This window comes from Citrobacter sp. C5_2 (genome assembly GCF_014596845.2).
Lineage (GTDB): Bacteria > Pseudomonadota > Gammaproteobacteria > Enterobacterales > Enterobacteriaceae > Citrobacter > Citrobacter werkmanii.
On the sequence record NZ_CP115032.1, the window covers coordinates 4,083,019 to 4,107,370 of the forward strand.

Genomic DNA, 24,352 nt, shown 5'->3' on the forward strand with positions numbered 1-24,352 from the left:
GCTACTGGTAATTCAACGTCCAGGTCCCGCTGGCGCTGAACGGACCGTATTCAAGGGACTGGTTTTTTATCGCCGACGGCTCTGCCGCGACCCACGCCAAAAAATTCAGCGTCATCGATCCTTCAGTAATCTCTGTAACTGATGTACTTTCATCAAGCCGGATTGCCGTGCCATCGTCTTCGCTCATCCCAATCCCGATCCCCGACGCCCCGCCCTGCTCGCTGCTATCCAGCGCCAGATGATCAGTAAGCTCCGCATCTTCCTTGCCGCTGAAGGTGACCGAGATCCCACGGAAGACCTCCGGGTTGCAGTCGCGTAGCTGGATGCTGAATTTTTCCGGTTTACTGCGCCCCGAGAGATAGAGATCCTGCGTCGCGATTTGTCCGAAATCGACCTCGATTTTGTCGCCGCCGGGCGCCAGGCTGCAGGCCAGCGCTCTGATGGTGCCGTGAAAATACATATCGCCGCCGACCAGTTTGGTGTCAGCCTGAACCGTTGCGCCAAACAGCAGCGTACTCACCGCGATTAACGTTCTGAAAGTCATGGTATTACCCTACTGAAACTGCGCGACAACGGTGGCAGAGGCTTCAAACTCACCTTCCTGAACGCTCCCCACGCCCGGCTTTGCCACCGGTGCGGCAGTGAGATTCCAGTCGCCCTGATTCTGGTAAAAACCCTTCACGTTGTAGAACTGATTGGGCACTACGGTGCCGCCGCTCTCGTCTTTAATCAGAATGCCGAGATCGTCGCGTTTCTGTCCGCCACTCAACGTGCCGAGAAGATGATCGTTAAACCCAGCCGTACCTGACGCCGTGGTGGTTTGTACACCTAAATTGATGTTCAGCGCGCCCTGATCGAAGCTGCCACCTTCACAGACCACGTGTATCGGGATCGACTTGCTGTAATTGGTGCCGTTAAGCTTTGCAGCGGATCCGGGCAGATCGCCAAACTCAATGCTGATTTTGTCTCCCCGATTGAAGGTGCATTTATCCGGCACGGTAATGAGCCCGGATTTAATGACCACACGGGAAATTGGCGTTGTCGGCGTAGGGCCTGCATTGCCCAGACGTCCAGCAACTTCCACCAGTGACTGAGAAGTGATATTGATGCCGTTAATAATGGGTTTAGTGACAATAAACGTCACTTTTCCTTTAGACCCACTTTCAATGTTAGTGGCTCGCTCGTAGCCTTTGCGCTTTTTGCAATTATGGTCGTTGTAGCGATTCGAAAAGTTGGTAAACGGTGCCTGAACGTAGTTGTTATACCGCCCGGCGACCCATACCTTCACTTCCACATCCAGGTACTCATTCAGACGAAAACGGTTCGCTCCCTGATTAGAAGGCGGCATGGTGGTCGTGGTGGTGTAATAAATCGGCTGTCGCGAGATGTCGGCCTGCTCACAATGAAAATCCACGACATACCAACTGCCTAAATTCCAGGTGAACGGATCCGTTCTGCCGCCAACATGGTTTTTGCTGACGTCCAGCGAGCTCAGTTCAATATCGTACTGATGCGGCGACCCGCCCTGCGGTTCACCTTCACCCTGAGTAAATGCCTGCCCGGCCAGCGGACAGCCAGCCAGGGCGACCCACAGCAGCGCTTTGTGCAATACGCTCATAGATACTCCAGCTTAAGTCTGACCAGACCGTTAAATTCGCCAGCGGTCACCTCCGGGCCAAAAGATTCCAGCGCGGCAAGAAAGTGAATCGCGTTATCGCCCGGTTTGAGGATCCACATGCGTTGCGGTTGATTCAGGTGAATCAACTGGTTGCGTTCGGTCAGTAGCCGAATGCCCGCACCACGCACATCGCCGCGAATACGCCCCAGATCGCTGTTTTCCGGCGCATCCTCGGCCATCAGCGTCATCGACACGCCACGTTCCACCGTGCTATGCGCCAGCTCCGGCATTTCGCTGGTCTGTCCGGGAAAATCCCTTAAGGTATGGCCAGAGCCTTTTAAGCAGCCATTCAGGTTCAGCGTCACTAATACCGGATCGCTGCGATCGCCGCTCTGGCGAAAGCGGCTGGCGGAAATATCACCCAGATCGATGGTCTGATCGCGTGAAGCCATATCCAGCACGCACGGCGAAACGAATACCCGACCGTGAAAGCGGACGTTGCCATACTCGCCGGAAACGTTGCTCATATCCTGGCGGCCGCTAGTGGCCTGAACCGGGCAGGCCATACCAGCCATCAGCAGAGCGCAAAGCATCTTTTTCATTTACGAGTCCTTTACCGGGGCTGTTGCTCCATCGGCAATGCTTTACACACATTGCCTGTGCAGCTGAATTTCAATTCAGGGTGACCGCCAAAATCGTTCACATACATCATGCTGAACTGGCTGACGCTGCCGTCGGTAACGCTGAAATCAAGCGAGGATTTTGGTGACACCATAACCCCGGGGAAGTCAGTCAGCCTGCCGCCGCCCTGCGCTTCCGGCTTACGGCTTAAACCGATTAAGGTGACGAAGTATGGCGTTGGGTTATCCACGGTCCAGCGTAGACCCTGCTTGTGAAAGACCAGTTGGTTTTGCCACACCGCGCCCGGCGTTTCCGGCACGATGGCGGTCGGCCGGTAGAACAATTTGATGCGCGACTGCATCGCCAGTTGCAGCACGTTAGGCTTATCAGGCTTAGGTGGAATCTCACGCACATTCAGGTAGAACAGGCTTTCTCGATCCTGAGGCAGCGCATTAATCCCGCTGGTTTTCGTCACGCGGGCAATGCCTTTTTGCCCACCGTTAATTCGCTGCAGCGGCGGTAAGACCATCAGCGGCGAGGTAACTTTTGTTCCGTTGGCATCTTCCACCCACGACTGGGCCAAAAACGGAATGCTCGGGCTGGTATTGGTTAAGTTCGCACTGACAGAGCGCGCATCGCCGGTGATGATCATCCGGGTACGGTCGAGCGCAATGCCCGCCCAGGAAGCGTTGATCTCTGCAATAAAAAGCAGGCCACAAGCCACGGGTTTGAGCCAACGCTGCACGGAGTAAAAAGCTTGATTTTTCATGACAAAATTCATTCTGGTTATTGAAATTATTCACAAGGCAACAGCACGTTACCTTCCGGGTTGAGTTGTTGTGGCACCTGTAAGTGACACTGCGCTCGACCGCCCCAGGCCACGGAAAGACGCTCGGCTGGATTCACACCGGCAATCCAGGCCATGCCGTTTTCCATCACCATGGCGACGCTGACGCCGTTGGCGTTAAACACTTCGGCGCCAAACGGCGGGACCGAACCCTCCTTCAGGCGCAGCAGCGCCATCATTTTTTGCCCCTGCGCCACGGCAAAGCGCTGGTAGCCAATCGCTCCTTCCGTCAGGGTGTTGGTGACAATGGCTTTGGTCGCGGAAATATCCTCGTCCATTGCGTCCACATCGATACGGGTATCAAAGCTGTGATAGCTGACGACGTCCGGTACCACGGCAATACCGAAGCGGTTTGAGTGCGCCTGTTCGCCGTTCAGCGGTACATTCGCCACACCGTCGGTATCGACCATCACTCTGGCGGTATTCATTGACGCCTGGCTGTTGTGCAACGCCGCACCGTGACGCGTCGCGGTAAAACCGCCGCGCATCGTGCCGCCTACGGAGAAATAACGTGATTGCTGCCAGCTGACGTTAGATTCCAGCTCCGCCATCATGCTGCGGTGCTTGTAATAGCCATCAAATGCCGTGTGCCCTTCACCGGAAACCCCTGCGCGCAAACGCCATGGATTGTTACGGTCGCGGTTATCGGAATACGAAACCATCTGGCTGGTCTGGTTGCCGCTGTTCTGCAATTCATAATCCATGGATCGGCCATCGCTCCAGGGAATCGAAATTGAAAGCGAAAGACTGTCGTCCCGTTTGCCCTGATACTCAGAGCGGTAAGCCGCAAGGTTGGCGCTAATCCCCTGGATGCCCGCCAACGAAAAGCTGTGTCCCATCGACAAGCCGTAACGATCCTGCGAACGACGATCCCAGTAGTTCTGGTGGGTGTAGGTCAGATACAGCGTGGTGGCTAACTGCGGATCGTCGGCAAAAAAGGTTTTGTTACCGGTGATGGTGTACATCTCTTTTTCGTTGCCGGCGCTGTTGTTATTGGCATACTGTTCGTCGAGGAACTGCGAAAAAGTGCGGAAGTTACGCTGTGAAAAGCGGTACCCGGCAAAGGTGATAGCGCTGTTGTATTCATCGAAGGTTTTGGCATAGCTGAGCTTAAAGGACATGCCTTTTTGTTCAGCCTGATGCTTCACCCGACTCACGGATTGCGTCGCATCTGCCGATAACGCTCCCAACCAGCTCAAATCCCGGCCGATCCCCATCGACCAGGCGTTATAACGATCGCCAGTGAGCAGCGCGCCGCCGTACAGCGACCACGCATTGCTGACCCCCCATGAGAAATCGCCGGTATAAAACGCAGGGCCCTGAATGTCATGGTTGTAAAGCGATGGCTTACCGACCGCGGCGTTGTAGCGAACGTAGCCTGGGCGCGTCAGGTAGGGAATATCGGCGGTATTAACCTGAAAGGTTTGTACGCTGCCATCCTGCTCCTCAACGCGTACATCCAATGTGCCGCGTACCGAGCCGTGCAGATCCTGAATATTAAACGGCCCCGCAGGAACGGTGGTTTGATAGATAACACGTCCCTGCTGACTGACGGTGACCTTCGCGTTACTCCGCGCGATGCCATGAACTTCAGGCGCGTAACCCTGCAAATTCGGTGGCAACATACGCTCATCGCTGGCGAGGTTAACCCCGGTGAAACGTACCGAATCAAAAACCTGAGAATTCAGATAGATTTCGCCAAGCGTCAGTTTTGCCGCCTGCATCGGTAATGGGCGATAAGCATAGATCTGATCCCAGTCGATACGCCCACGATTATCATCGGAAGCGTAATTGGCCTGATACTGCCCGCGAAAGCGCCACGCGCCGAGGTTAAAGCCTGTTTGCCCGTAGCCAGAAAGAGAGCGGTAATGATCGCCCCCCTGCTCGTAATGTGTGGCCTGACCCGAGATGCTGTAGTCAAAAATCAGCCCCGCGACGCCATTATCCCAGCGCTCCGGCGGCGTCCAGTCGGGATCGGTATATTTCATCCATGCCTGCGGCACGGTAATGTCCAGTACGCCTGCGCTATTATTCAACGCTACGCCCGGCAGACGGGAAATGTCATAGCAGGTCGCGCTAATCGGATGAATATAGGTTAGCGCCTCTTCTTTGAGCGCCAGTAATTCGAGTTGTTGCTGCGTCAGACACGCCATGGATTTATGCGGGTTGGCAGGATCGACAATATAGCGGATCGACTGCTGAGGAATTTCCTGACTGTTAATTCGAACATCCAGCAGATATTCTCCGGGAGTCACAAAGTTGCCTTCGGAAAAACGCTGCAAATCGACATTCTGCCGGTCACTGGCGTCCAGTACGTCAGTATTAAATTCAATGGCCTCATCCGCTTCAGCCCATGCAGAGGCACAAACCAGAGTAATAAATAGCGCCAGGCGTTTTTTATCTGTTTTCAGCGTGATCATTTTCGTTCGCAAACCTTCAGATACCCGAATTGCAGTGCAGCTCAGAGATAATTCACAACAAAATGCGTGACCGCAGTAAATTCGCCGGATGTCATTCTTCCGTCACGGGAGATCAAATAAGCCGTAAAGTTGAGTGTGTTCTTCCCTGGGTTAAGCACATAATCTGGTGATGGTTCGCCCAGACGAATTTGCTGTCCTTTGCTGTCGTATATTTCTATTGCTAAATTTTCAGTTTCCGACTGCACGCTCAGATAATCAGGATTGTCCCTGTCGGGCGCACCAGAAAAGGTAATATTGGCGCGTTGAAACACATTCCCGGAATGTTGAGAATCCCCTAATGAACATCCCAGCAAATGAATACTGAAATCATGCGCGGACACTTTTTCTGGTCTTCCGGAAATATCTCTGGCAGAGAGATCATCGAATTCAACCAGTAGCGACCGGTCGCGCGGATCAACATAACAGGCTGCCTCAATAATATTTCCTCGCATGCGCATTTTGCCGGGCGTACTGTTTAGACGATTGGCGCCAGCCATAACCCATGCAGGCGAGATAAAGACAAAAAGCAGTAAAATTCGCCATCCAGGCATAACCGTATTTCCTTTCAGTTATTCGCAGGAAGGGTTAAGCAGGCGCATTAATGCGCCCGCTGCGGGTAATTACTGATAGTCGATCTGGAAATTAACGGTAGATTCGAAATCACCCGGCGTTACCGCTGCAGAAGCGTTGTTTGCCTGCAGATAAGCAACGAAATCAATGTCGGTTTCGCCGTCAGTGATGTTGACCTGAGAGGCAGCTTTACCCCATTCCACGTCCTGGTTGCCGCTGTCAACCATACCAATACCCGCGCCCTTTGCAGTACCAGAGGTGAATGCGGCCAGGGCGTTGTTGTCGGTATCAATTGTTGCCGGGGTATAGGTCACAGTGGCCGTTTTCGCAACGGTGGTGTCGCAGCCCTGAAGAACGATTTTGGCATGCTTAACGCCAGCGCGTTGGTTGTCTTTTAACTGAGAGGTTGGGATCTCACCAAAATTAACCTGCACCGGGCTGGATTCAGGTGCCAGACCACATGCGGAATTAACCAGAGAACCGGTGAATTGAATTTTACCGTTAGTCGGCTCGACATTTTTTGCAGCGAAAGCAGAAGAGGCAGTCAAAGTCATTCCCGCCATCAGCGCGCAGGCCACAGCCACGTTTTTCATTTTCATATTACTACTTAACCTTATATCCGTTTTTAGTTATTCCGACGATCTATTTCCACAGACACTTAACGTCAGGGAAATGCTGATCTGCAGGTGGCGGTAGCGCATATCCCTGCAAACAATCCATCTCAACCCGCCCCTTATTTTGAACATCATTGGCATTCCATACGAAATACCGTCCACAGCTGTTCAGGCTGTTTCGGGGCTTATATTAAGTCGGCAGAAAAATGACACAATGCAAAAATACGGTATTAATCAAACTCAGGGAATCGTGTTGTATCACCGCCTGCATAACGATCGTTTACCTAAAAAAACACCAGAATCCAGGCACATACCAGTGTTAATATCTATTATTTTGCATTTTTATAGAGCTTTTATCTATCAACTATTTTTTTATTTAGTCCGGATACCAGGCAAAATGTATTTATGAAAGTTTTGTAAAAATGAAAGTGGATATCAAAAGCGAGTAATGACAATAAGATAGTGACAGAGAGAAAGGAGAATGAGACAACTTATAAGAAATATTAAAATATTGTTATATAAATATTAATGAAGCGATCTATGGCGCAACCATTTTTTATAAATAAATTATGTTATGCTATTGCTTCCCCCACTCGAATGCGAGATATCCTGCTTTAAAGGAGACATCAGTGATTTCTCATATACCAATAAACAAAATTAAATCCGTAATTATTGGTGATGGCTTAGTTTTCAGACCAAATAAAAATACCCTAAAAGACCTGACATCGGGTGAAATGGCGACATTGAATAATGTGGCAACGCAATTACTGCTCTATTTGTTGCAAAATGGTAAAGAGATTTCCTCGCGCGATGAAATTCTGCTGAATGTTTTCCAGCATAATGGCGCCCGGGCGACGGATGCCAATCTCAACCAGCACATTTCATTTCTGCGCAAAGCAATAACGTCAACGGGTCACCCTGCCGAGCTCATCGTCACCATTCCGCGAATGGGATTTCGGATGGGCGACGTCAATATCAATATTCAGCAACTGGAAGAGGCGCAAACTCCAGCGCGAATTGCCCATGTTGCAAAGAAGCTCAACAAAAAGAACCGAAACCGATGGCCAGTCGCGATAACAACGTTAATCACCGGTATCGCAGTGCTGGCGACAGCGTGGTTAACATGGATACCCAATGAAATCGCCATGACGGACGCAGCTATTCTGCGGACAATCGACTACGAGCAATGCCGGGTACATATATTAGGGAATGCTCTTACCGATACCATAACTGAAAAGAAAGCGCTGGATATATTCAAGTCAGTAGGGATTAACCCAAACTGTTCGCATCCAAAAGATCTCTATCTTAATACGTGGGCGAGCAACCATAACCTGGTTGAGTGGTCGTTTGCCGCTGAATGCGGACTAAACCTCGGCTATTACCATTGCGTCAGCCAGTATCGTCATTATGAGGAATGATATGAAGCAGGAAAGCGATCACTCTCCTTTACTGTGGTCAGTGGTAATTGCCATTTTTGGGCTGGCGGCCATTGCTTTTTTCATTATCGTCGGGAATGCGAAGAAACAAGAAATCAGCTTTTCATGCTCATCGGAATTTACGTCGATACTCGACATCCAAAATAGCAAAAAGGAACTCAACGGAATTATGCTGATCACTAGCTACAATTCCGGACACCTTTCATTGTCAGTACAGGGGAAATTCAAAAGTGATGATGGTGAGTTCACTGTTAGCCGAAAACTGTTCTTTCGCTACGCCCGTCCGCTCGGCCATACCGCAGGCGTTTTTATGCTCACTCCCGATGGACGTGAAAAATCCCCCGATGATGACGCAACGGATGCTGTCGATTACCTCTTCTTCGACGCTTACGAACGTGCCGACAAGCTGTATATGCTGAAGCGCCTGAATGAGGAAACGGTTCTTATTGGCGATAACTTTTCACCCCGCTTCGCCTGCGTGATGAATCACTTCGCGGGTTAATCGCCTCTACGATATGCGTCGGGTTAAGGATGACCTGATGTGTTTCCCGCCCGGCAGCGCGGAGGTTGCAATGCAGTGTAATGATGGAATTGTTATTTGGGGTGGGCTAAAACGACGAAAGCCTGAATCATTTCTGATTCAGGCTTTCTGAATAGTGGCGGAATGGACGGGACTCGAACCCGCGACCCCCTGCGTGACAGGCAGGTATTCTAACCAACTGAACTACCACTCCGCGTTGTGTTCCGCTCGGGAACGAAGCGAATATTACGGATTGCCTCGCGCCTCGTCAACGCTTTTTCTCACGTTTTTAATCGTTTGCTGCAAAAATCACCCGAATGGTCATTTCTGCGCTGTAATTGGGTCATTTACGCCCGCCAGAGACAACTTCCACCCTTCTTCTGCACCAGGTCAAGGCGCGATTCATGGGCCGCTAACTCCTCATCAGTGGCGAAAACAACGCGTAGTTTACTGGACTGCCGAACAATGCGCTGGATCCCCGTGTCATTTTGCTGCTGGCTGTCACCTTCCATCGAGAACGCCATCGTGGTCTGCCCACCGGTCATCATCAGATAAACGTCGGCCAGAATCTGGGCATCGAGCAATGCGCCGTGCAGGGTTCGTTTACTGTTGTCTATTTCATAGCGCGAGCATAACGCATCAAGGCTGTTTCGCTTGCCAGGAAACATTTTCCTTGCCAGCGCCAGGCTATCGGTTATTTTGCAAAATTCGTTGGTTTTCGGAATATCACGATTGAGCTTAGAAAACTCATAATCCATAAAGCCGATATCAAACGATGCGTTATGGATGACCAGCTCCGCGCCGCGAATGTAGTCGAGAAACTCATCGGCCACCTCGGCAAACGTAGGCTTATCGAGCAGGAATTCGTCTGCGATGCCGTGTACGCCAAACGCTTCCGGATCCACCAGCCGATCCGGCTTCAGGTAAACGTGGAAGTTATTACCGGTCAGGCGGCGGTTCACCACTTCGACCGCACCGATCTCAATGATCTTGTGGCCTTCGTAGTGGGCGCCAATCTGGTTCATACCAGTGGTTTCGGTATCAAGGACTACCTGTCGTGTAATTCCAGTGCTCATAACGGTCATTTATGTCAGACTTATCGTTTGATTTCGATTTGCTAAAACAGGAAGTCTACCAGAGATGCTTAAACAGGTAGAAATTTTCACCGATGGTTCTTGCCTGGGAAATCCAGGGCCAGGTGGTTACGGGGCAATTTTACGCTATCGCGGGCGCGAAAAAACCTTTAGTGAAGGGTACAACCTCACAACCAATAATCGCATGGAGCTGATGGCGGCAATCGTAGCGCTGGAAGCCCTGAAAGAACAGTGTGAAGTGATACTCAGCACCGACAGCCAGTATGTGCGCCAGGGCATTACACAATGGATCCACAACTGGAAGAAACGCGGCTGGAAAACGGCAGATAAAAAACCGGTAAAGAACGTCGATCTGTGGAAACGTCTGGATACCGCGCTGGGTCCGCATCAAATCAAATGGGAATGGGTTAAGGGCCATGCGGGCCATCCGGAAAACGAACGCTGTGATGAGCTTGCGCGCGCCGCGGCAATGAGCCCCACTCAGGATGATATCGGGTATCAGGCCGAGTCTTAAGCGTCCGGCTTGCGGTATTGCCGGGTAGCGCCAACGGCCTGGCGGATAGGCGTTTTGCTTTTATTTTGTTTCATTGGGTTGAGCGTAAGTGGGATGGTTCGCTTACGCGCGACCACCAGTTGCAAACATCCCAGGGCAGGAATATGGGCGCTTAACATTTTCCCGCCTTTCTTGTTCCAGGGCAGAACATGAAAGCGGCTGTAGTGCAGCACTTCAAAATTTAGCAAAGAGAGCCAGTCCAGTTGACGCATGAGGGTAAACATCCGGCTGTTGTAAGGCGGGGTCTTGCGCAATACCGGCACCAGTTTACGCAGTCCCATCAGGCTTACCGGATTAAACCCGCTCAGAATCAACCAGCCGTCATCAATCAGCACACGATCGGCTTCGCGCAGTAACCGATGCGGATCGTCACACCACGGTAACGTATGGGCCAACAAACAGACATCCACCGACTTGTCGGCAAAGGGCAGATGTAAAGGATCGGCCGTTACCTGCATGGGAGAACCCAGCAAAGAAACATTTACCTGATGAGAAACCGCGCACGCTTCAGAATCGATTTCTGCGCTTAAATTACCAATTTTAAGCAGATGAAAACCGTACATTTTTGCGAACCACGGGTTAAGCTGATGCTCCAGCGCCTCACGATAGTATTCGCCCCAGGGTAAATCATCCCAGCTCACGGGCGCTACGACAGTTTGAGGGATCCTTGCCGGTTTCATCATAACCTTCCGTTTCGCATTGAGAGGTAAGATATGAATCTTAACAGTATTCCTGCATTTCAGGACAATTACATCTGGGTCCTGTCAAATAATGACCAACATTGTCTGATTGTTGACCCGGGAGAAGCAGCCCCAGTTCTGCAAGCCATTGCAGAACATAACTGGGTGCCAGAGGCCATTCTGCTGACCCACCATCATCAGGATCACGTTGGCGGCGTGAAAGAACTCCTGCAACACTTCCCACAAATAGTGGTATACGGACCGGCTGAAACGCAAGATAAGGGAACGACGCACATAGTCGAAGATGGCGATATTGCTCTCGTATTGGGGCATGAATTTAATGTAATTGCTACGCCGGGTCACACTTTAGGACATATCTGTTACTTTAGTCACCCTTACCTGTTTTGTGGCGACACGCTCTTTTCTGGTGGCTGCGGTCGGCTTTTCGAAGGTACTGCAACACAGATGTATCAATCACTTAAAAAGATCAGCGCACTTCCCGATGATACTTTGATTTGTTGTGCGCATGAGTACACATTAGAAAATATGAAGTTTGCTTTAAGCATCCTCCCGCACGATTCGTTCATAAATGAATATTATCGTAAAGTTAATGAGTTACGCGTAAAAAAACAAATGACACTACCCGTAATTCTGAAAAATGAGCGGCGAAATAATATTTTTTTGCGAACTGAAGATATTGATTTAATTAATGAAATAAACAAAGAAACAATATTGCAACAACCTGAAGAGCGTTTTGCCTGGTTAAGGTCAAAGAAAGATACGTTCTGACAATTCCGGGTTGCCTTTTGAAAACTTCGCCGTTATGATCGGTCGTCTTTTAAGCAACTATTGACACACACATGAAGGCAAAAGCGATATTACTCGCCTCTGTCCTGCTTGTTGGGTGCCAGAATACTGGTAACGTCCAACAGCACGCACAGAGCCTTTCTGCAGCTGGTCAAGGGGAAGCAGGAAAGTTTACAAGTCAGGCGCGATGGATGGACGATGGAACATCTATCGCTGCTGATCAAGATTTGTGGGCTTTCATTGGTGACGAGCTAAAGATGGGAATTCCGGAAAACAGCCGGATTCGCGAACAGAAACAGAAGTATTTACGCAATAAGAGCTATCTCCACGATGTAACTTTACGGGCAGAGCCGTATATGTACTGGATAGCCGGGCAGGTTAAGAAACGTAACATGCCAATGGAACTGGTATTACTACCCATAGTGGAGAGCGCTTTTGATCCTCACGCAACGTCTGGCGCCAATGCCGCAGGTATTTGGCAGATCATTCCGAGCACGGGGCGCAATTATGGTTTAAAGCAGACCCGCAATTATGATGCACGTCGCGACATTGTGGCTTCCACCACTGCCGCGCTCGACATGATGCAGCGTCTGAACAAGATGTTTGATGGCGACTGGCTGCTGACCATTGCTGCTTATAATAGCGGTGAAGGTCGCGTGATGAAGGCGATCAAAACGAACAAAGCGCGTGGTAAATCCACCGACTTCTGGTCGTTACCGTTGCCTCAGGAAACGAAGCTGTATGTGCCCAAAATGCTGGCTTTGAGCGATATTCTCAAAAACAGCAAGCGCTATGGCGTGCGTCTGCCTACAACAGACGAAAGCCGCGCATTGGCACGTGTTCGCTTGAATAGCCCGGTTGAGATGGCTCAGGTTGCCGATATGGCGGGTATATCCGTCAGCAAGCTGAAGACCTTCAATGCAGGCGTGAAAGGCTCCACGTTGGGTGCCAGCGGTCCGCAATATGTGATGGTGCCAAAGAAGCATGCAGAAAAGCTGCGTGAGTCTCTGGCTTCAGGCGAAATTGCAGCCGTGCAGTCAACGCTGCTCGCGGATAACACGCCGCTGAACAGCCGTAGCTACAAAGTTCGCTCTGGCGATACGCTTTCTGGCGTTGCTTCACGTCTTGGCGTGAGCACAAAAGACCTGAAACAGTGGAACAATCTGCGTGGTTCTTCCCTGAAAGTAGGCCAAAGCCTGACGGTAGGCGCTGGAACCAGCGCGCAGCGCCTGGCTAATAACAGCGATAGCATCACCTATCGTGTGCGTAAGGGCGACTCGCTGTCGAGCATTGCCAAACGTCACGGGGTTAACATCAAAGATGTGATGCGCTGGAATAGCGACACGGATAACCTGCAGCCTGGCGATCAGCTAACGTTGTTTTTGAAAAACAACGGTATGCCGGACTCCTGATAACATTGTAGAAATGAAGGCACTGGTTTCCCCTCAGTGCCTTTTTTATTTATCCTGCTTTATGCGCCTCTACCATTATCGTGTCGCTGGTAAACGACCCCTCTTCCTGTAATGCAAAGTAGGCCTTCACGTCAGCAGATGCACTCTGTTGGTATAAACGAATCGCTTCGGTCAACGCCGCAGGCGTACGCATCCGCGCAACCCACGAACTGAACTCCAGCGGCAAGCGGTCAGTTAACAAGGTGTCAGCAATGAGATTCGCGTCATTGATTAAAGACAGCCACTCCCCGCTGGAATAATTGCGTACGTGCGAGGTATCACGCAACGCTTCCACAGTTTGTAACCAGATATCACGTACAGGGTGACCCGGCGACATCACATCCATCACGATCAGTACGCCGCCGGGCTTCAGGACGCGGTTCACCTCCCGCAGCGCGCGCCCGACATCATGCCAGTGATGCGCGGAATAGCGGCTAATCACCACATCAAACGCGTTATCTTCAAATGGCAGGCTTTCGGCATAACCCTGGCGCGTGGAGAGGTTTTCCAGCCCCCTGTCTTTTGCCGCCTCCGCCACCACTTCAAGCATTTGTGAAGATAAATCATAAGCTACGACCTGCCTGACGTGTTGCGCAGCCACAAAACTGGCATGCCCTGCTCCGCATCCCATATCCAGTAACCGGGCTTGCGGAGATGCTGACAATCTTGCGGACAGGCGTTGCAAATCGCGGCCAGAGGCATGTACCGCACTGCTTAAATAGGCATTAGCCTGAGAGCCAAACTGTTTTTCGACGTTGTCATGATGGGAGCGTGTTGTCATTGTGTTGTCCTTCGGTTGTTGTTTAATAAGAAGGGCAGCACCACTACAGGTCTGCCCTACGGCAGACCTGACACACCGTTATTGTTCAGGTTTGCCGGGACTGAATTCAACGAGTAGCGGATTGTGATCGGATGCGCGGGTGACCAGCACAGAGGCTTCACTCACGTTCAAACCACGATAGAACACAAAATCGAGAGGGCGACCAAACGCGCGTCGGCGTTGATCGTCGGTAAAGCGCACCTGGCGCAGCGACATTTCGCGCGCAAAGCGGTACAGCGCATTCATCCGTCGACGGCTCCAGGCATTAAAATCACCCGCCATGATCACCGGACCGCTGTGATGGGCAATCTGATCGCCAATAGGAAGTAACTGCTTACTATAAACATCAACGCCGAGGCTGAAATTTACCGCGTGGATATTCACCACCATCAATAAACGCGTATCAGGCAATGGGTAAACCGTCACCAATGCCGATTTCGCCAGCCGTAAAATAGGCTCACGCTCGCGCAATGGACAGCAGTAAACAGGATGGGCGGCAGAAAGTGTCATGACGCCAGAGGGGTGCTGAGGCAGCACAAAGGCGGGTACCTGGTCGGCAGCGAGATAGTTAGCGGTCGCAAACTGCACCAGTTCAGGCGTGGTTTGCGCTTCCTGCAATAACACCAGATGCGCATCTTTGCCAAAATTTTTCAGCACCGACTGCCATTCTGCACGCTGCTGCTTAAAAATATTCCATACCAGCACGCGAATGCGATCTTCACTGCTTAACGGAGCGCCTGCGGGTAATGCCTGGCCAATATGCGCAAACGACCCTGGCGGTAAAATCCGCTCAACGGGCTGTCCGGCAACATAACGCATGGCATAGGTGTTTTTTCGCACTTTAGACTTTCAAACCTCTGTAACGTCAACCAGTCCGCAGCCGGACTGGTTCTTCTGTTATAGGGATTTTAGCACTCACTTTCAACGAACAATTGCAGTTTGTTTTGTAAGTGGGCGCTTACATCAATGATTTACCCCAGAGCAATGCGTACAGGTTTATCAAGGCGACCGCTGACGCCCATCAGTAAGAAAGCCACCAGAACAATGAGGGCGCCAATCCACGGCGTCTGCGCCAAACCGTAATGCTCCACCGTTTGCCCGCCAATCACTGAACCCAATGCAATACCAATGTTAAACGCTGCAATGTTGAGTCCTGATGCCACATCTACCGCATTAGGCGTGAATTGTTCGGCTTTCTGAACAACGTAGACCTGCAAACCCGGTACGTTGCCAAAGGCAAAGATCCCCATCACCAGAATAGTGGCCAGTGCGGCGTACTGAGTGGATGCGGTCACCTGGAAGACCATCAGCAGAACAAACAGTGCGGCGAATATAAATTTCAGCGCAGGAACGGCACCATGCTTATCTGCCAGTTTGCCGCCCCAGATATTGCCGATAGCCACAGATACGCCATAGCCCAGCAAGATCCAGCTTACTGCTGCCGGGGAGAATCCTGCCAGATCCTGCATCATCGGCGCCAGGAAGGTGAATGCCGTGAATACACCGCCATAGCCCAGCGCCGTAACGGCGTAAATCAGCAACAGACGAGGATGGGTCAGCACTTTCACCTGGTCACGAATGCTGGCGGCCGCCCGACCGGGAATGTTGGCCGGGATCAGCAGTTGGCTACTAATCAGCGCAATCACGCCTAACATTGATACCGCAAGAAAAGTTTCGCGCCAGCCAAAATGCTGACCGATGAATGTCCCCAGCGGCACGCCCGTAACCAGCGCCACCGTTAAGCCGCCAAACATAATGGCGATCGCGGAAGCCGCTTTCTCTTTCGGCACCAGACTTGTCGCGATGGTAGAGCCAATTGAGAAGAACACACCGTGCGCCAGCCCCGTCAGCAGACGGGCGACGATTAATGTCATATAGCCCGGAGCCTGCCATGCCAGCAAATTCCCGGCAGTAAACAAGACCATCAGCGCGACCAGTAACTGTTTACGCGGTAAGCGTCCGGTCAGAGCAGTCAGCACCGGCGCGCCAATAGCTACGCCCAGCGCATAGATTGAAACCAACATTCCGGCGGAAGGTAACGAGATCGCCAGTTGTTGAGCAATGGTCGGCACCAGGCCAACAATCACAAACTCAGTCGTGCCAATAGCGAAGGCACTTATTGTCAGTGCAAATAAAGCGAGAGGCATAAATAACTCCATAACATCAGTAATCAGATGACACGCAGTATGCCTGGATGTTTTAATGACAAAAATATTCAAAATATCAATTTAATTTTGCTTCAGGTGCAAAAATGAAAGCAACCTCCGAAGAACTTGCAATTTTTGTCGCTGTCGTGGAAAGCGGCAGCTTCAGCCGGGCGGCAGAGCAGCTTGGACAGGCCAATTCCGCTGTCAGCCGGGCAGTTAAAAAGCTGGAGATGAAGCTCGGCGTCAGTCTGCTTAATCGTACGACCCGACAACTGAGCCTGACTGAAGAAGGAGAGCGATACTTCAGGCGTGTGCAGCAGATACTGCAAGAAATGGCTGCAGCAGAAACGGAAATCATGGAGTCACGTAATACCCCACGCGGCTTACTGCGTATCGATGCGGCAACGCCGGTAATGCTGCATTTCCTGATGCCGCTGATTAAACCGTTCCGTGAGCGGTATCCCGAGATGACGTTGTCTCTTGTCTCCTCAGAAACGTTCATCAATCTTATTGAACGAAAAGTGGATGTTGCGATACGCGCAGGCACGTTGACTGATTCAAGTCTGCGCGCACGTCCGTTATTTATCAGCTACCGCAAGATTATCGCTTCACCTGACTATATTGCCCGTTTTGGCAAGCCAGAGAGCGTTGGAGAGTTAAAACGGCACCTGTGTCTGGGGTTTTCTGAACCCATCTCGCTCAATACCTGGCCAATAGCCTGTAGCGATGGGCAGCTCCATGAGGTCGAATGTGGGATTTCTTCCAACAGCGGGGAAACGTTAAAACAGCTTTGCCTGAGCGGTAACGGCATTGCATGTCTTTCAGATTATATGATTGACAAAGAGATCGAGCAGGGAGAACTGGTGGAACTGCTGGCCGATAAGCGTCTGCCGGTAGAAATGCCTTTCAGCGCCGTTTACTACAGCGATCGTGCCGTCAGTACACGTATCCGGGCATTTATCGACTTCTTAAGTGAACATATAAAAACAGCTCCCGAAGGAGCTGTGAAAGAGGGTTAAAGGGTACAAAGGGTCAGGCAATTAATCCCACTCAGGGGCCAGACCTTCCGGGCTAACCAGGCGGTCGTTGCAATCCAGTGCCGCGATCGCTGCTCTATCTTCGGCATCCAGACGCAGTTCCAGTGCCAGTAGGTTACTTGCCAGGTTTTCACGCTTGGTGGAAGAAGGTATTACTGAGTAACCTTCTCCCATTGCCCATGCCAGGATAACCTGTGCCGGAGTGGCATTGTGTTTTGCGGCGATGCGCACAATCACCTCATCTTTCAGCGCGTTACCATAAGCCAGCGTCATGTAAGAGGTGATGTGGATACCGTGCGCTTTCGCCCAGCCAACCACCCGACGGCTCTGCAGATACGGAGACAGTTCAATCTGGTTAGTGGCGATGTTCTCCACGCCCACTGTAGCAATGGCTTTTTCCATCAGCGGAATGGTGAAGTTTGAAATGCCAATTTCGCGAGTCAGCCCTTGTTCTTTAGCTTCAAGCAATGCCTGCATAAATTCTTCGACAGAGACGGCGTCACCCGGAGAGGGCCAGTGGATTAGCGTCAGATCGACATAATCCGTACGAAGTTTTTTCAGGCTCTCTTTCAGGCTTGGGATCAACTTGTCTTTGCTAAGGTTTTCAATCCAGATCTTGGTGGTGATATACAGCTCGCTACGTGGTACGCCGCTCTCAGCAATCGCCTGGCCAACAGCCGCTTCATTATCATAGATTTGCGCAGTGTCGACAGCACGGTAGCCCAGCTCTAGCGCCGTTTTAACAGAAGCGATAACCACGTCGTCTTTCAGGCGAAAAGTACCTAAACCGAATGCAGGGATAGTCATGAAATTCCTCTTTTTAATCACAATGTTCGTTTACGGAGAGGATTATGAACTTCAGCGCTTTATAGAAAAAGAATGAAAAATGCAGAGGATTTTTGCGAATTTAGCAATAATTAAATCGCAGGCAAAGAAAAAGCCCTGAGCGTTAGCTCAGGGCTCTTAATAAGTGGCGGAACGGACGGGACTCGAACCCGCGACCCCCTGCGTGACAGGCAGGTATTCTAACCAACTGAACTACCGCTCCACCGAATTTCTTTGTCACCACCCGGATTTTCATCCCGGTTTACTGCAATTTGATGCCTGGCAGTTCCCTACTCTCGCATGGGGAGACCCCACACTACCATCGGCGCTACGGCGTTTCACTTCTGAGTTCGGCATGGGGTCAGGTGGGGCCACCGCGCTACAGCCGCCAGGCAAATTCTGTTTATTAACCCGCTTTTCGCCGGTTAATCTTATCTGTATCAGGCTGAAAATCTGTCTTCTCAAATCCGCCAAAACATCTTCGGCGTTGTAAGGTTAAGCCTCACGGTTCATTAGTATCGGTTAGCTCAATGTATCGCTACACTTACACACCCGACCTATCAACGTCGTCGTCTTCAACGTTCCTTCAGGAGACTCTAGGTCTCAGGGAGAACTCATCTCGGGGCAAGTTTCGTGCTTAGATGCTTTCAGCACTTATCTCTTCCGCATTTAGCTACCGGGCAGTGCCATTGGCATGACAACCCGAACACCAGTGATGCGTCCACTCCGGTCCTCTCGTACTAGGAGCAGCCCCCCTCAATTCTCCAGCGCCCACGGCAGATAGGGACCGAACTGTCTCACGACGTTCTAAACCCAGCTCGCGTACCACTTTAAATGGCGAACAGCCATACCCTTGGGACCTACTTCAGCCCCAGGATGTGATGAGCCGACATCGAGGTGCCAAACACCGCCGTCGATATGAACTCTTGGGCGGTATCAGCCTGTTATCCCCGGAGTACCTTTTATCCGTTGAGCGATGGCCCTTCCATTCAGAACCACCGGATCACTAAGACCTGCTTTCGCACCTGCTCGAGCCGTCACTCTCGCAGTCAAGCTAGCTTATGCCTTTGCACTAACCTCCTGATGTCCGACCAGGATTAGCTAACCTTCGTGCTCCTCCGTTACTCTTTGGGAGGAGACCGCCCCAGTCAAACTACCCACCAGACACTGTCCGCAACCCGGATTACGGGCCCACGTTAGAACACCAGCCATTAAAGGGTGGTATTTCAAGGACGGCTCCATGCAGACTGGCGTCCACACTTCAAAGCCTCCCACCTATCCTACACATCAAGGACCAGTGTTCAGTGTCAAGCTATAGTAAAGGTTCACGGGGTCTTTCCGTCTTGCCGCGGGTACACTGCATCTTCACAGCGAGTTCAATTTCACTGAGTCTCGGGTGGAGACAGCCTGGCCATCATTACGCCATTCGTGCAGGTCGGAACTTACCCGACAAGGAATTTCGCTACCTTAGGACCGTTATAGTTACGGCCGCCGTTTACCGGGGCTTCGATCAAGAGCTTCTCCTTACGGATAACCCCATCAATTAACCTTCCGGCACCGGGCAGGCGTCACACCGTATACGTCCACTTTCGTGTTTGCACAGTGCTGTGTTTTTAATAAACAGTTGCAGCCAGCTGGTATCTTCGACTGATTTCAGCTCCATGAGTAAATCACTTCACCTACCTATCAGCGTGCCTTCTCCCGAAGTTACGGCACCATTTTGCCTAGTTCCTTCACCCGAGTTCTCTCAAGCGCCTTGGTATTCTCTACCTGACCACCTGTGTCGGTTTGGGGTACGATTTGATGTTACCTGATGCTTAGAGGCTTTTCCTGGAAGCAGGGCATTTGTCACTTCAGCACCGTAGTGCCTCGTCATCACACCTCAGCGTTAAAAGGTACCGGATTTACCTGGAACCTCCGCCTACATGCTTAAACCGGGACAACCGTCGCCCGGCCGACATAGCCTTCTCCGTCCCCCCTTCGCAGTAACACCAAGTACAGGAATATTAACCTGTTTCCCATCGACTACGCCTTTCGGCCTCGCCTTAGGGGTCGACTCACCCTGCCCCGATTAACGTTGGACAGGAACCCTTGGTCTTCCGGCGTGCGGGTTTTTCACCCGCATTATCGTTACTTATGTCAGCATTCGCACTTCTGATACCTCCAGCAACCCTCACAGGCCACCTTCAACGGCTTACAGAACGCTCCCCTACCCAACAACACATAGTGTCGCTGCCGCAGCTTCGGTGCATGGTTTAGCCCCGTTACATCTTCCGCGCAGGCCGACTCGACCAGTGAGCTATTACGCTTTCTTTAAATGATGGCTGCTTCTAAGCCAACATCCTGGCTGTCTGTGCCTTCCCACATCGTTTCCCACTTAACCATGACTTTGGGACCTTAGCTGGCGGTCTGGGTTGTTTCCCTCTTCACGACGGACGTTAGCACCCGCCGTGTGTCTCCCGTGATAACATTCTTCGGTATTCGCAGTTTGCATCGGGTTGGTAAGTCGGGATGACCCCCTAGCCGAAACAGTGCTCTACCCCCGAAGATGAATTCACGAGGCGCTACCTAAATAGCTTTCGGGGAGAACCAGCTATCTCCCGGTTTGATTGGCCTTTCACCCCCAGCCACAAGTCATCCGCTAATTTTTCAACATTAGTCGGTTCGGTCCTCCAGTTAGTGTTACCCAACCTTCAACCTGCCCATGGCTAGATCACCGGGTTTCGGGTCTATACCCTGCAACTTAACGCCCAGTTAAGACTCGGTTTCCCTTCGGCTCCCCTATACGGTTAACCTTGCTACAGAATATAAGTCGCTGACCCATTATACAAAAGGTACGCAGTCACACCCGAAGGTGCTCCCACTGCTTGTACGTACACGGTTTCAGGTTCTTTTTCACTCCCCTCGCCGGGGTTCTTTTCGCCTTTCCCTCACGGTACTGGTTCACTATCGGTCAGTCAGGAGTATTTAGCCTTGGAGGATGGTCCCCCCATATTCAGACAGGATACCACGTGTCCCGCCCTACTCTTCGAGTTCACAACCTGTGCATTTTTGTGTACGGGACTATCACCCTGTACCGTCGGACTTTCCAGACCGTTCCACTAACACACATGCTGATTCAGACTCTGGGCTGCTCCCCGTTCGCTCGCCGCTACTGGGGGAATCTCGGTTGATTTCTTTTCCTCGGGGTACTTAGATGTTTCAGTTCCCCCGGTTCGCTTCGTTAACCTATGTATTCAGTTAACGATAGTGTGACGAATCACACTGGGTTTCCCCATTCGGAAATCGCCGGTTATAACGGTTCATATCACCTTACCGGCGCTTATCGCAGATTAGCACGTCCTTCATCGCCTCTGACTGCCAGGGCATCCACCGTGTACGCTTAGTCGCTTAACCTCACAACCCGAAGATGTTTCACTTCTGATTGCGAAAATTTGAGAGACTCGAACACACCTTTTATCTGTTCTTATTACGGAGAACAGACACAGTGTGTCGTTTCAATTTTCAGCTTGATCCAGATTTTTAAAGAGCAAATATCTCAAACATGACTCGCAAGTCAGTTTTGAGATATCAGGGTGCGCGTCTTTCACTCACGAACCAGCAAGTGGCGTCCCCTAGGGGATTCGAACCCCTGTTACCGCCGTGAAAGGGCGGTGTCCTGGGCCTCTAGACGAAGGGGACACTGAAGTCTCAATCGCAAGACGCCTTGCTATTCACTTTTCATCAGACAATCTGTGTGAGCACTGCAAAGGTCGGTTCTTTAAGGTAAGGAGGTGATCCAACCGCAGGTTCCCCTACGGTTACCTTGTTACGACTTCACCCCAGTCATGAATCACAAAGTGGTAAGCGCCCTCCCGAAGGTTAAGCTACCTACTTCTTTTGCAACCCACTCCCATGGTGTGACGGGCGGTGTGTACAAGGCCCGGGAACGTATTCACCGTGGCATTCTGATCCACGATTACTAGCGATTCCGACTTCATGGAGTCGAGTTGCAGACTCCAATCCGGACTACGACATACTTTATGAGGTCCGCTTGCTCTCGCGAGGTCGCTTCTCTTTGTATATGCCATTGTAGCACGTGTGTAGCCCTACTCGTAAGGGCCATGATGACTTGACGTCATCCCCACCTTCCTCCAGTTTATCACTGGCAGTCTCCTTTGAGTTCCCGGCCGGACCGCTGGCAACAAAGGATAAGGGTTGCGCTCGTTGCGGGACTTAACCCAACATTTCACAACACGAGCTGACGACAGCCATGCAGCACCTGTCTCAGAGTTCCCGAAGGCACCAAAGCATCTCTGCTAAGTTCTCTGGATGTCAAGAGTAGGTAAGGTTCTTCGCGTTGCATCGAATTAAACCACATGCTCCACCGCTTGTGCGGGCCCCCGTCAATTCATTTGAGTTTTAACCTTGCGGCCGTACTCCCCAGGCGGTCGACTTAACGCGTTAGCTCCGGAAGCCACGCCTCAAGGGCACAACCTCCAAGTCGACATCGTTTACGGCGTGGACTACCAGGGTATCTAATCCTGTTTGCTCCCCACGCTTTCGCACCTGAGCGTCAGTCTTTGTCCAGGGGGCCGCCTTCGCCACCGGTATTCCTCCAGATCTCTACGCATTTCACCGCTACACCTGGAATTCTACCCCCCTCTACAAGACTCTAGCCTGCCAGTTTCGGATGCAGTTCCCAGGTTGAGCCCGGGGATTTCACATCCGACTTGACAGACCGCCTGCGTGCGCTTTACGCCCAGTAATTCCGATTAACGCTTGCACCCTCCGTATTACCGCGGCTGCTGGCACGGAGTTAGCCGGTGCTTCTTCTGCGAGTAACGTCAATCGCTGTGGTTATTAACCACAACGCCTTCCTCCTCGCTGAAAGTACTTTACAACCCGAAGGCCTTCTTCATACACGCGGCATGGCTGCATCAGGCTTGCGCCCATTGTGCAATATTCCCCACTGCTGCCTCCCGTAGGAGTCTGGACCGTGTCTCAGTTCCAGTGTGGCTGGTCATCCTCTCAGACCAGCTAGGGATCGTCGCCTAGGTGAGCCGTTACCCCACCTACTAGCTAATCCCATCTGGGCACATCCGATGGCAAGAGGCCCGAAGGTCCCCCTCTTTGGTCTTGCGACATTATGCGGTATTAGCTACCGTTTCCAGTAGTTATCCCCCTCCATCGGGCAGTTTCCCAGACATTACTCACCCGTCCGCCACTCGTCACCCGAGAGCAAGCTCTCTGTGCTACCGTTCGACTTGCATGTGTTAGGCCTGCCGCCAGCGTTCAATCTGAGCCATGATCAAACTCTTCAATTTAAGTTTGATGCTCGTGAATTAAACTTCGTAATGAATTACGTGTTCACTCAGAGACTTGGTATTCATTTTTCGTCTTGCGACGTTAAGAATCCGTATCCTCGAGTGCCCACACAGATTGTCTGATAAATTGTTAAAGAGCAGTTGCGACGCGCTTTGGCGCTCTGTCGCGAGGTGGCGTATATTACGCTTTCCTCTTTCAGAGTCAACCCTCATTTTCAGGTTTTTCTCTTCAACCGACCGGGCTGTTTGTGTGAAGTGATTCACATCCGCCGTGTCGATGGAGGCGCATTATAGGGAGTCGACTCAGGAAGACAAGCGGAAAAATGCATTTTTGTTCCAACCGCTCACCTTTTATCCACAACGCTTACTTTTGCTGCTTTTTTATCGCCTTTGGCAGGTCTGCCAGACTATTTATAACCAAATCTGCCGCATTTTCTGCTTCCGGCGTGACGGGTTTGCCCGTGCGCACCAGTACCTTGGTGCCAACATTCGCCGCTGCTGCCGCCTGCATATCTTCTATTTTGTCGCCTACCATATAAGAAGCAGCCATATCGATGTGCAGGAAGTCGCGAGCGGAGATCAACATCCCGGGATGCGGCTTACGGCAATCGCAGACCTGACGATACTCTTCTACGGTACCCTGCGGATGGTGCGGGCAATAGTAGATACCATCCAGATCAACGTCGCGATCGGCCAGCGACCAGTCCATCCATTCGGTCAACGTTTCAAACTGTGCCTCGGTAAATTTACCGCGCGCGATACCAGACTGGTTCGTCACCACAATTAGCGCGTAACCCATATTTTTAAGTTCACGCATGGCATCAATAACGCCGTCGATAAACTCGAACTCATCAATCTCATGTACGTAACCGTGGTCCACATTAATGGTGCCGTCACGGTCGAGAAAAATTGCGGGTACAGACTTTGCCACCTTTTATAGCTCCTGA

Annotated in this window: 19 protein-coding genes, 3 tRNA genes, 3 rRNA genes and 1 pseudogene; 6 read left to right on the forward strand and 20 right to left on the reverse strand. The window is 51.4% G+C overall.

Annotated elements, in window-relative coordinates:
• Position 1: 1 nt before the first annotated feature.
• From ICA20_RS19950 to ICA20_RS19980, 7 genes are all read right to left on the reverse strand, one after another.
• Positions 2 to 544 carry a fimbrial protein gene (locus ICA20_RS19950; protein WP_038637520.1) on the reverse strand — a complete coding sequence of 181 codons (543 nt, stop codon included), beginning with the start codon at positions 542 to 544 and terminating at the stop codon, positions 2 to 4.
• A 9-nt stretch (positions 545 to 553) separates the two neighbouring features.
• Complete coding sequence (locus ICA20_RS19955) at positions 554 to 1,618, reverse strand: fimbrial protein (RefSeq protein ID WP_038637517.1); 1,065 nt, start codon at positions 1,616 to 1,618, stop codon at positions 554 to 556.
• Positions 1,615 to 2,220, reverse strand: a complete 606-nt coding sequence (locus tag ICA20_RS19960) for a fimbrial protein (protein ID WP_038637513.1) — start codon at positions 2,218 to 2,220, stop codon at positions 1,615 to 1,617. Before ICA20_RS19960 ends, ICA20_RS19955 begins: the two co-directional genes overlap by 4 nt.
• Positions 2,221 to 2,231: 11 nt before the next feature.
• Complete coding sequence (locus ICA20_RS19965) at positions 2,232 to 3,008, reverse strand: fimbria/pilus periplasmic chaperone (protein WP_042310485.1); 777 nt, start codon at positions 3,006 to 3,008, stop codon at positions 2,232 to 2,234.
• A 26-nt stretch (positions 3,009 to 3,034) separates the two neighbouring features.
• Positions 3,035 to 5,506, reverse strand: a complete 2,472-nt coding sequence (locus ICA20_RS19970) for a fimbria/pilus outer membrane usher protein (RefSeq protein WP_038637505.1) — start codon at positions 5,504 to 5,506, stop codon at positions 3,035 to 3,037.
• A 41-nt stretch (positions 5,507 to 5,547) separates the two neighbouring features.
• Positions 5,548 to 6,096, reverse strand: a complete 549-nt coding sequence (locus ICA20_RS19975; protein WP_038637503.1) for a fimbrial protein — start codon at positions 6,094 to 6,096, stop codon at positions 5,548 to 5,550.
• A 69-nt stretch (positions 6,097 to 6,165) separates the two neighbouring features.
• Positions 6,166 to 6,714, reverse strand: a complete 549-nt coding sequence (locus ICA20_RS19980) for a fimbrial protein (RefSeq protein WP_038637500.1) — start codon at positions 6,712 to 6,714, stop codon at positions 6,166 to 6,168.
• A gap of 644 nt (positions 6,715 to 7,358) precedes the next feature.
• On the opposite strand from ICA20_RS19980, the gene ICA20_RS19985 reads away from it, so the two are divergent.
• Together ICA20_RS19985 and ICA20_RS19990 are read left to right on the forward strand one after the other, a co-directional pair.
• Complete coding sequence (locus ICA20_RS19985; protein WP_038637495.1) at positions 7,359 to 8,147, forward strand: winged helix-turn-helix domain-containing protein; 789 nt, start codon at positions 7,359 to 7,361, stop codon at positions 8,145 to 8,147.
• 1 nt (position 8,148) lies between these two features.
• Positions 8,149 to 8,667, forward strand: a complete 519-nt coding sequence (locus tag ICA20_RS19990; RefSeq protein WP_038637494.1) for a hypothetical protein — start codon at positions 8,149 to 8,151, stop codon at positions 8,665 to 8,667.
• A 155-nt stretch (positions 8,668 to 8,822) separates the two neighbouring features.
• Here ICA20_RS19990 and ICA20_RS19995 read toward each other — a convergent pair.
• Both ICA20_RS19995 and dnaQ read right to left on the reverse strand, forming a co-directional pair.
• A tRNA-Asp gene (locus tag ICA20_RS19995) sits at positions 8,823 to 8,899 on the reverse strand.
• 133 nt (positions 8,900 to 9,032) lie between these two features.
• A complete protein-coding gene (dnaQ, locus tag ICA20_RS20000; RefSeq protein ID WP_038642996.1) occupies positions 9,033 to 9,761 on the reverse strand; it encodes a DNA polymerase III subunit epsilon in 729 nt (242 codons plus the stop codon).
• Here dnaQ and rnhA point away from each other — a divergent pair.
• Positions 9,715 to 10,293, forward strand: a pseudogene (gene rnhA, locus ICA20_RS20005) (ribonuclease HI). The gene dnaQ and the pseudogene rnhA sit on opposite strands and share 47 nt — an antisense overlap.
• On the opposite strand, the gene ICA20_RS20010 reads toward rnhA, so the two are convergent.
• On the reverse strand, positions 10,290 to 11,012 hold the full coding sequence (locus ICA20_RS20010; protein ID WP_038637488.1) for a class I SAM-dependent methyltransferase: 723 nt from the start codon (positions 11,010 to 11,012) through the stop codon (positions 10,290 to 10,292). The pseudogene rnhA and the gene ICA20_RS20010 overlap by 4 nt on opposite strands.
• Before the next feature lie 33 nt (positions 11,013 to 11,045).
• Between ICA20_RS20010 and gloB the strand changes: the two genes are divergently transcribed.
• Together gloB and mltD are read left to right on the forward strand one after the other, a co-directional pair.
• Positions 11,046 to 11,801 carry a hydroxyacylglutathione hydrolase gene (gene gloB, locus ICA20_RS20015; RefSeq protein ID WP_038637485.1) on the forward strand — a complete coding sequence of 252 codons (756 nt, stop codon included), beginning with the start codon at positions 11,046 to 11,048 and terminating at the stop codon, positions 11,799 to 11,801.
• A gap of 71 nt (positions 11,802 to 11,872) precedes the next feature.
• Positions 11,873 to 13,231: a murein transglycosylase D gene (gene mltD, locus ICA20_RS20020; protein ID WP_038637483.1), complete on the forward strand. Its 1,359-nt coding sequence runs from the start codon at positions 11,873 to 11,875 to the stop codon at positions 13,229 to 13,231.
• Positions 13,232 to 13,280: 49 nt separating this feature from the next.
• Here the strand turns inward: mltD and ICA20_RS20025 are convergent, their stop codons facing one another.
• The 3 genes from ICA20_RS20025 to ICA20_RS20035 form a co-directional block, all read right to left on the reverse strand.
• On the reverse strand, positions 13,281 to 14,051 hold the full coding sequence (locus ICA20_RS20025) for a class I SAM-dependent methyltransferase (RefSeq protein WP_038637481.1): 771 nt from the start codon (positions 14,049 to 14,051) through the stop codon (positions 13,281 to 13,283).
• Between the two features lie 78 nt (positions 14,052 to 14,129).
• Entirely contained in the window at positions 14,130 to 14,930 is an 801-nt protein-coding gene (locus ICA20_RS20030; protein WP_038637479.1) for an endonuclease/exonuclease/phosphatase family protein, read from the reverse strand.
• A 131-nt stretch (positions 14,931 to 15,061) separates the two neighbouring features.
• The gene (locus tag ICA20_RS20035; protein WP_038637474.1) at positions 15,062 to 16,237 is read right to left on the reverse strand and encodes an MFS transporter; all 1,176 of its coding nucleotides are present in this window, start codon (positions 16,235 to 16,237) and stop codon (positions 15,062 to 15,064) included.
• 104 nt (positions 16,238 to 16,341) lie between these two features.
• On the opposite strand from ICA20_RS20035, the gene yafC reads away from it, so the two are divergent.
• Entirely contained in the window at positions 16,342 to 17,256 is a 915-nt protein-coding gene (gene yafC / locus ICA20_RS20040; protein ID WP_038637470.1) for a DNA-binding transcriptional regulator YafC, read from the forward strand.
• Between the two features lie 21 nt (positions 17,257 to 17,277).
• Here yafC and dkgB read toward each other — a convergent pair whose 3' ends face one another.
• The 7 genes from dkgB to gmhB form a co-directional block, all read right to left on the reverse strand.
• Positions 17,278 to 18,081, reverse strand: coding sequence for a 2,5-didehydrogluconate reductase DkgB (dkgB, locus tag ICA20_RS20045; protein WP_038637465.1), 804 nt, complete (start codon positions 18,079 to 18,081; stop codon positions 17,278 to 17,280).
• A gap of 164 nt (positions 18,082 to 18,245) precedes the next feature.
• Positions 18,246 to 18,322, reverse strand: a tRNA-Asp gene (locus tag ICA20_RS20050).
• Positions 18,323 to 18,376: 54 nt separating this feature from the next.
• Positions 18,377 to 18,492 (reverse strand): 5S ribosomal RNA (gene rrf / locus ICA20_RS20055).
• 98 nt (positions 18,493 to 18,590) lie between these two features.
• Positions 18,591 to 21,495, reverse strand: a 23S ribosomal RNA gene (locus tag ICA20_RS20060).
• Positions 21,496 to 21,704: 209 nt separating this feature from the next.
• A tRNA-Glu gene (locus tag ICA20_RS20065) sits at positions 21,705 to 21,780 on the reverse strand.
• An 85-nt stretch (positions 21,781 to 21,865) separates the two neighbouring features.
• A 16S ribosomal RNA gene (locus tag ICA20_RS20070) occupies positions 21,866 to 23,405 on the reverse strand.
• Together the 16S, 23S and 5S rRNA genes with 2 tRNA genes alongside form the textbook arrangement of a ribosomal RNA operon.
• A gap of 364 nt (positions 23,406 to 23,769) precedes the next feature.
• On the reverse strand, positions 23,770 to 24,336 hold the full coding sequence (gene gmhB / locus ICA20_RS20075; RefSeq protein ID WP_038637462.1) for a D-glycero-beta-D-manno-heptose 1,7-bisphosphate 7-phosphatase: 567 nt from the start codon (positions 24,334 to 24,336) through the stop codon (positions 23,770 to 23,772).
• Positions 24,337 to 24,352 lie beyond the last annotated feature (16 nt).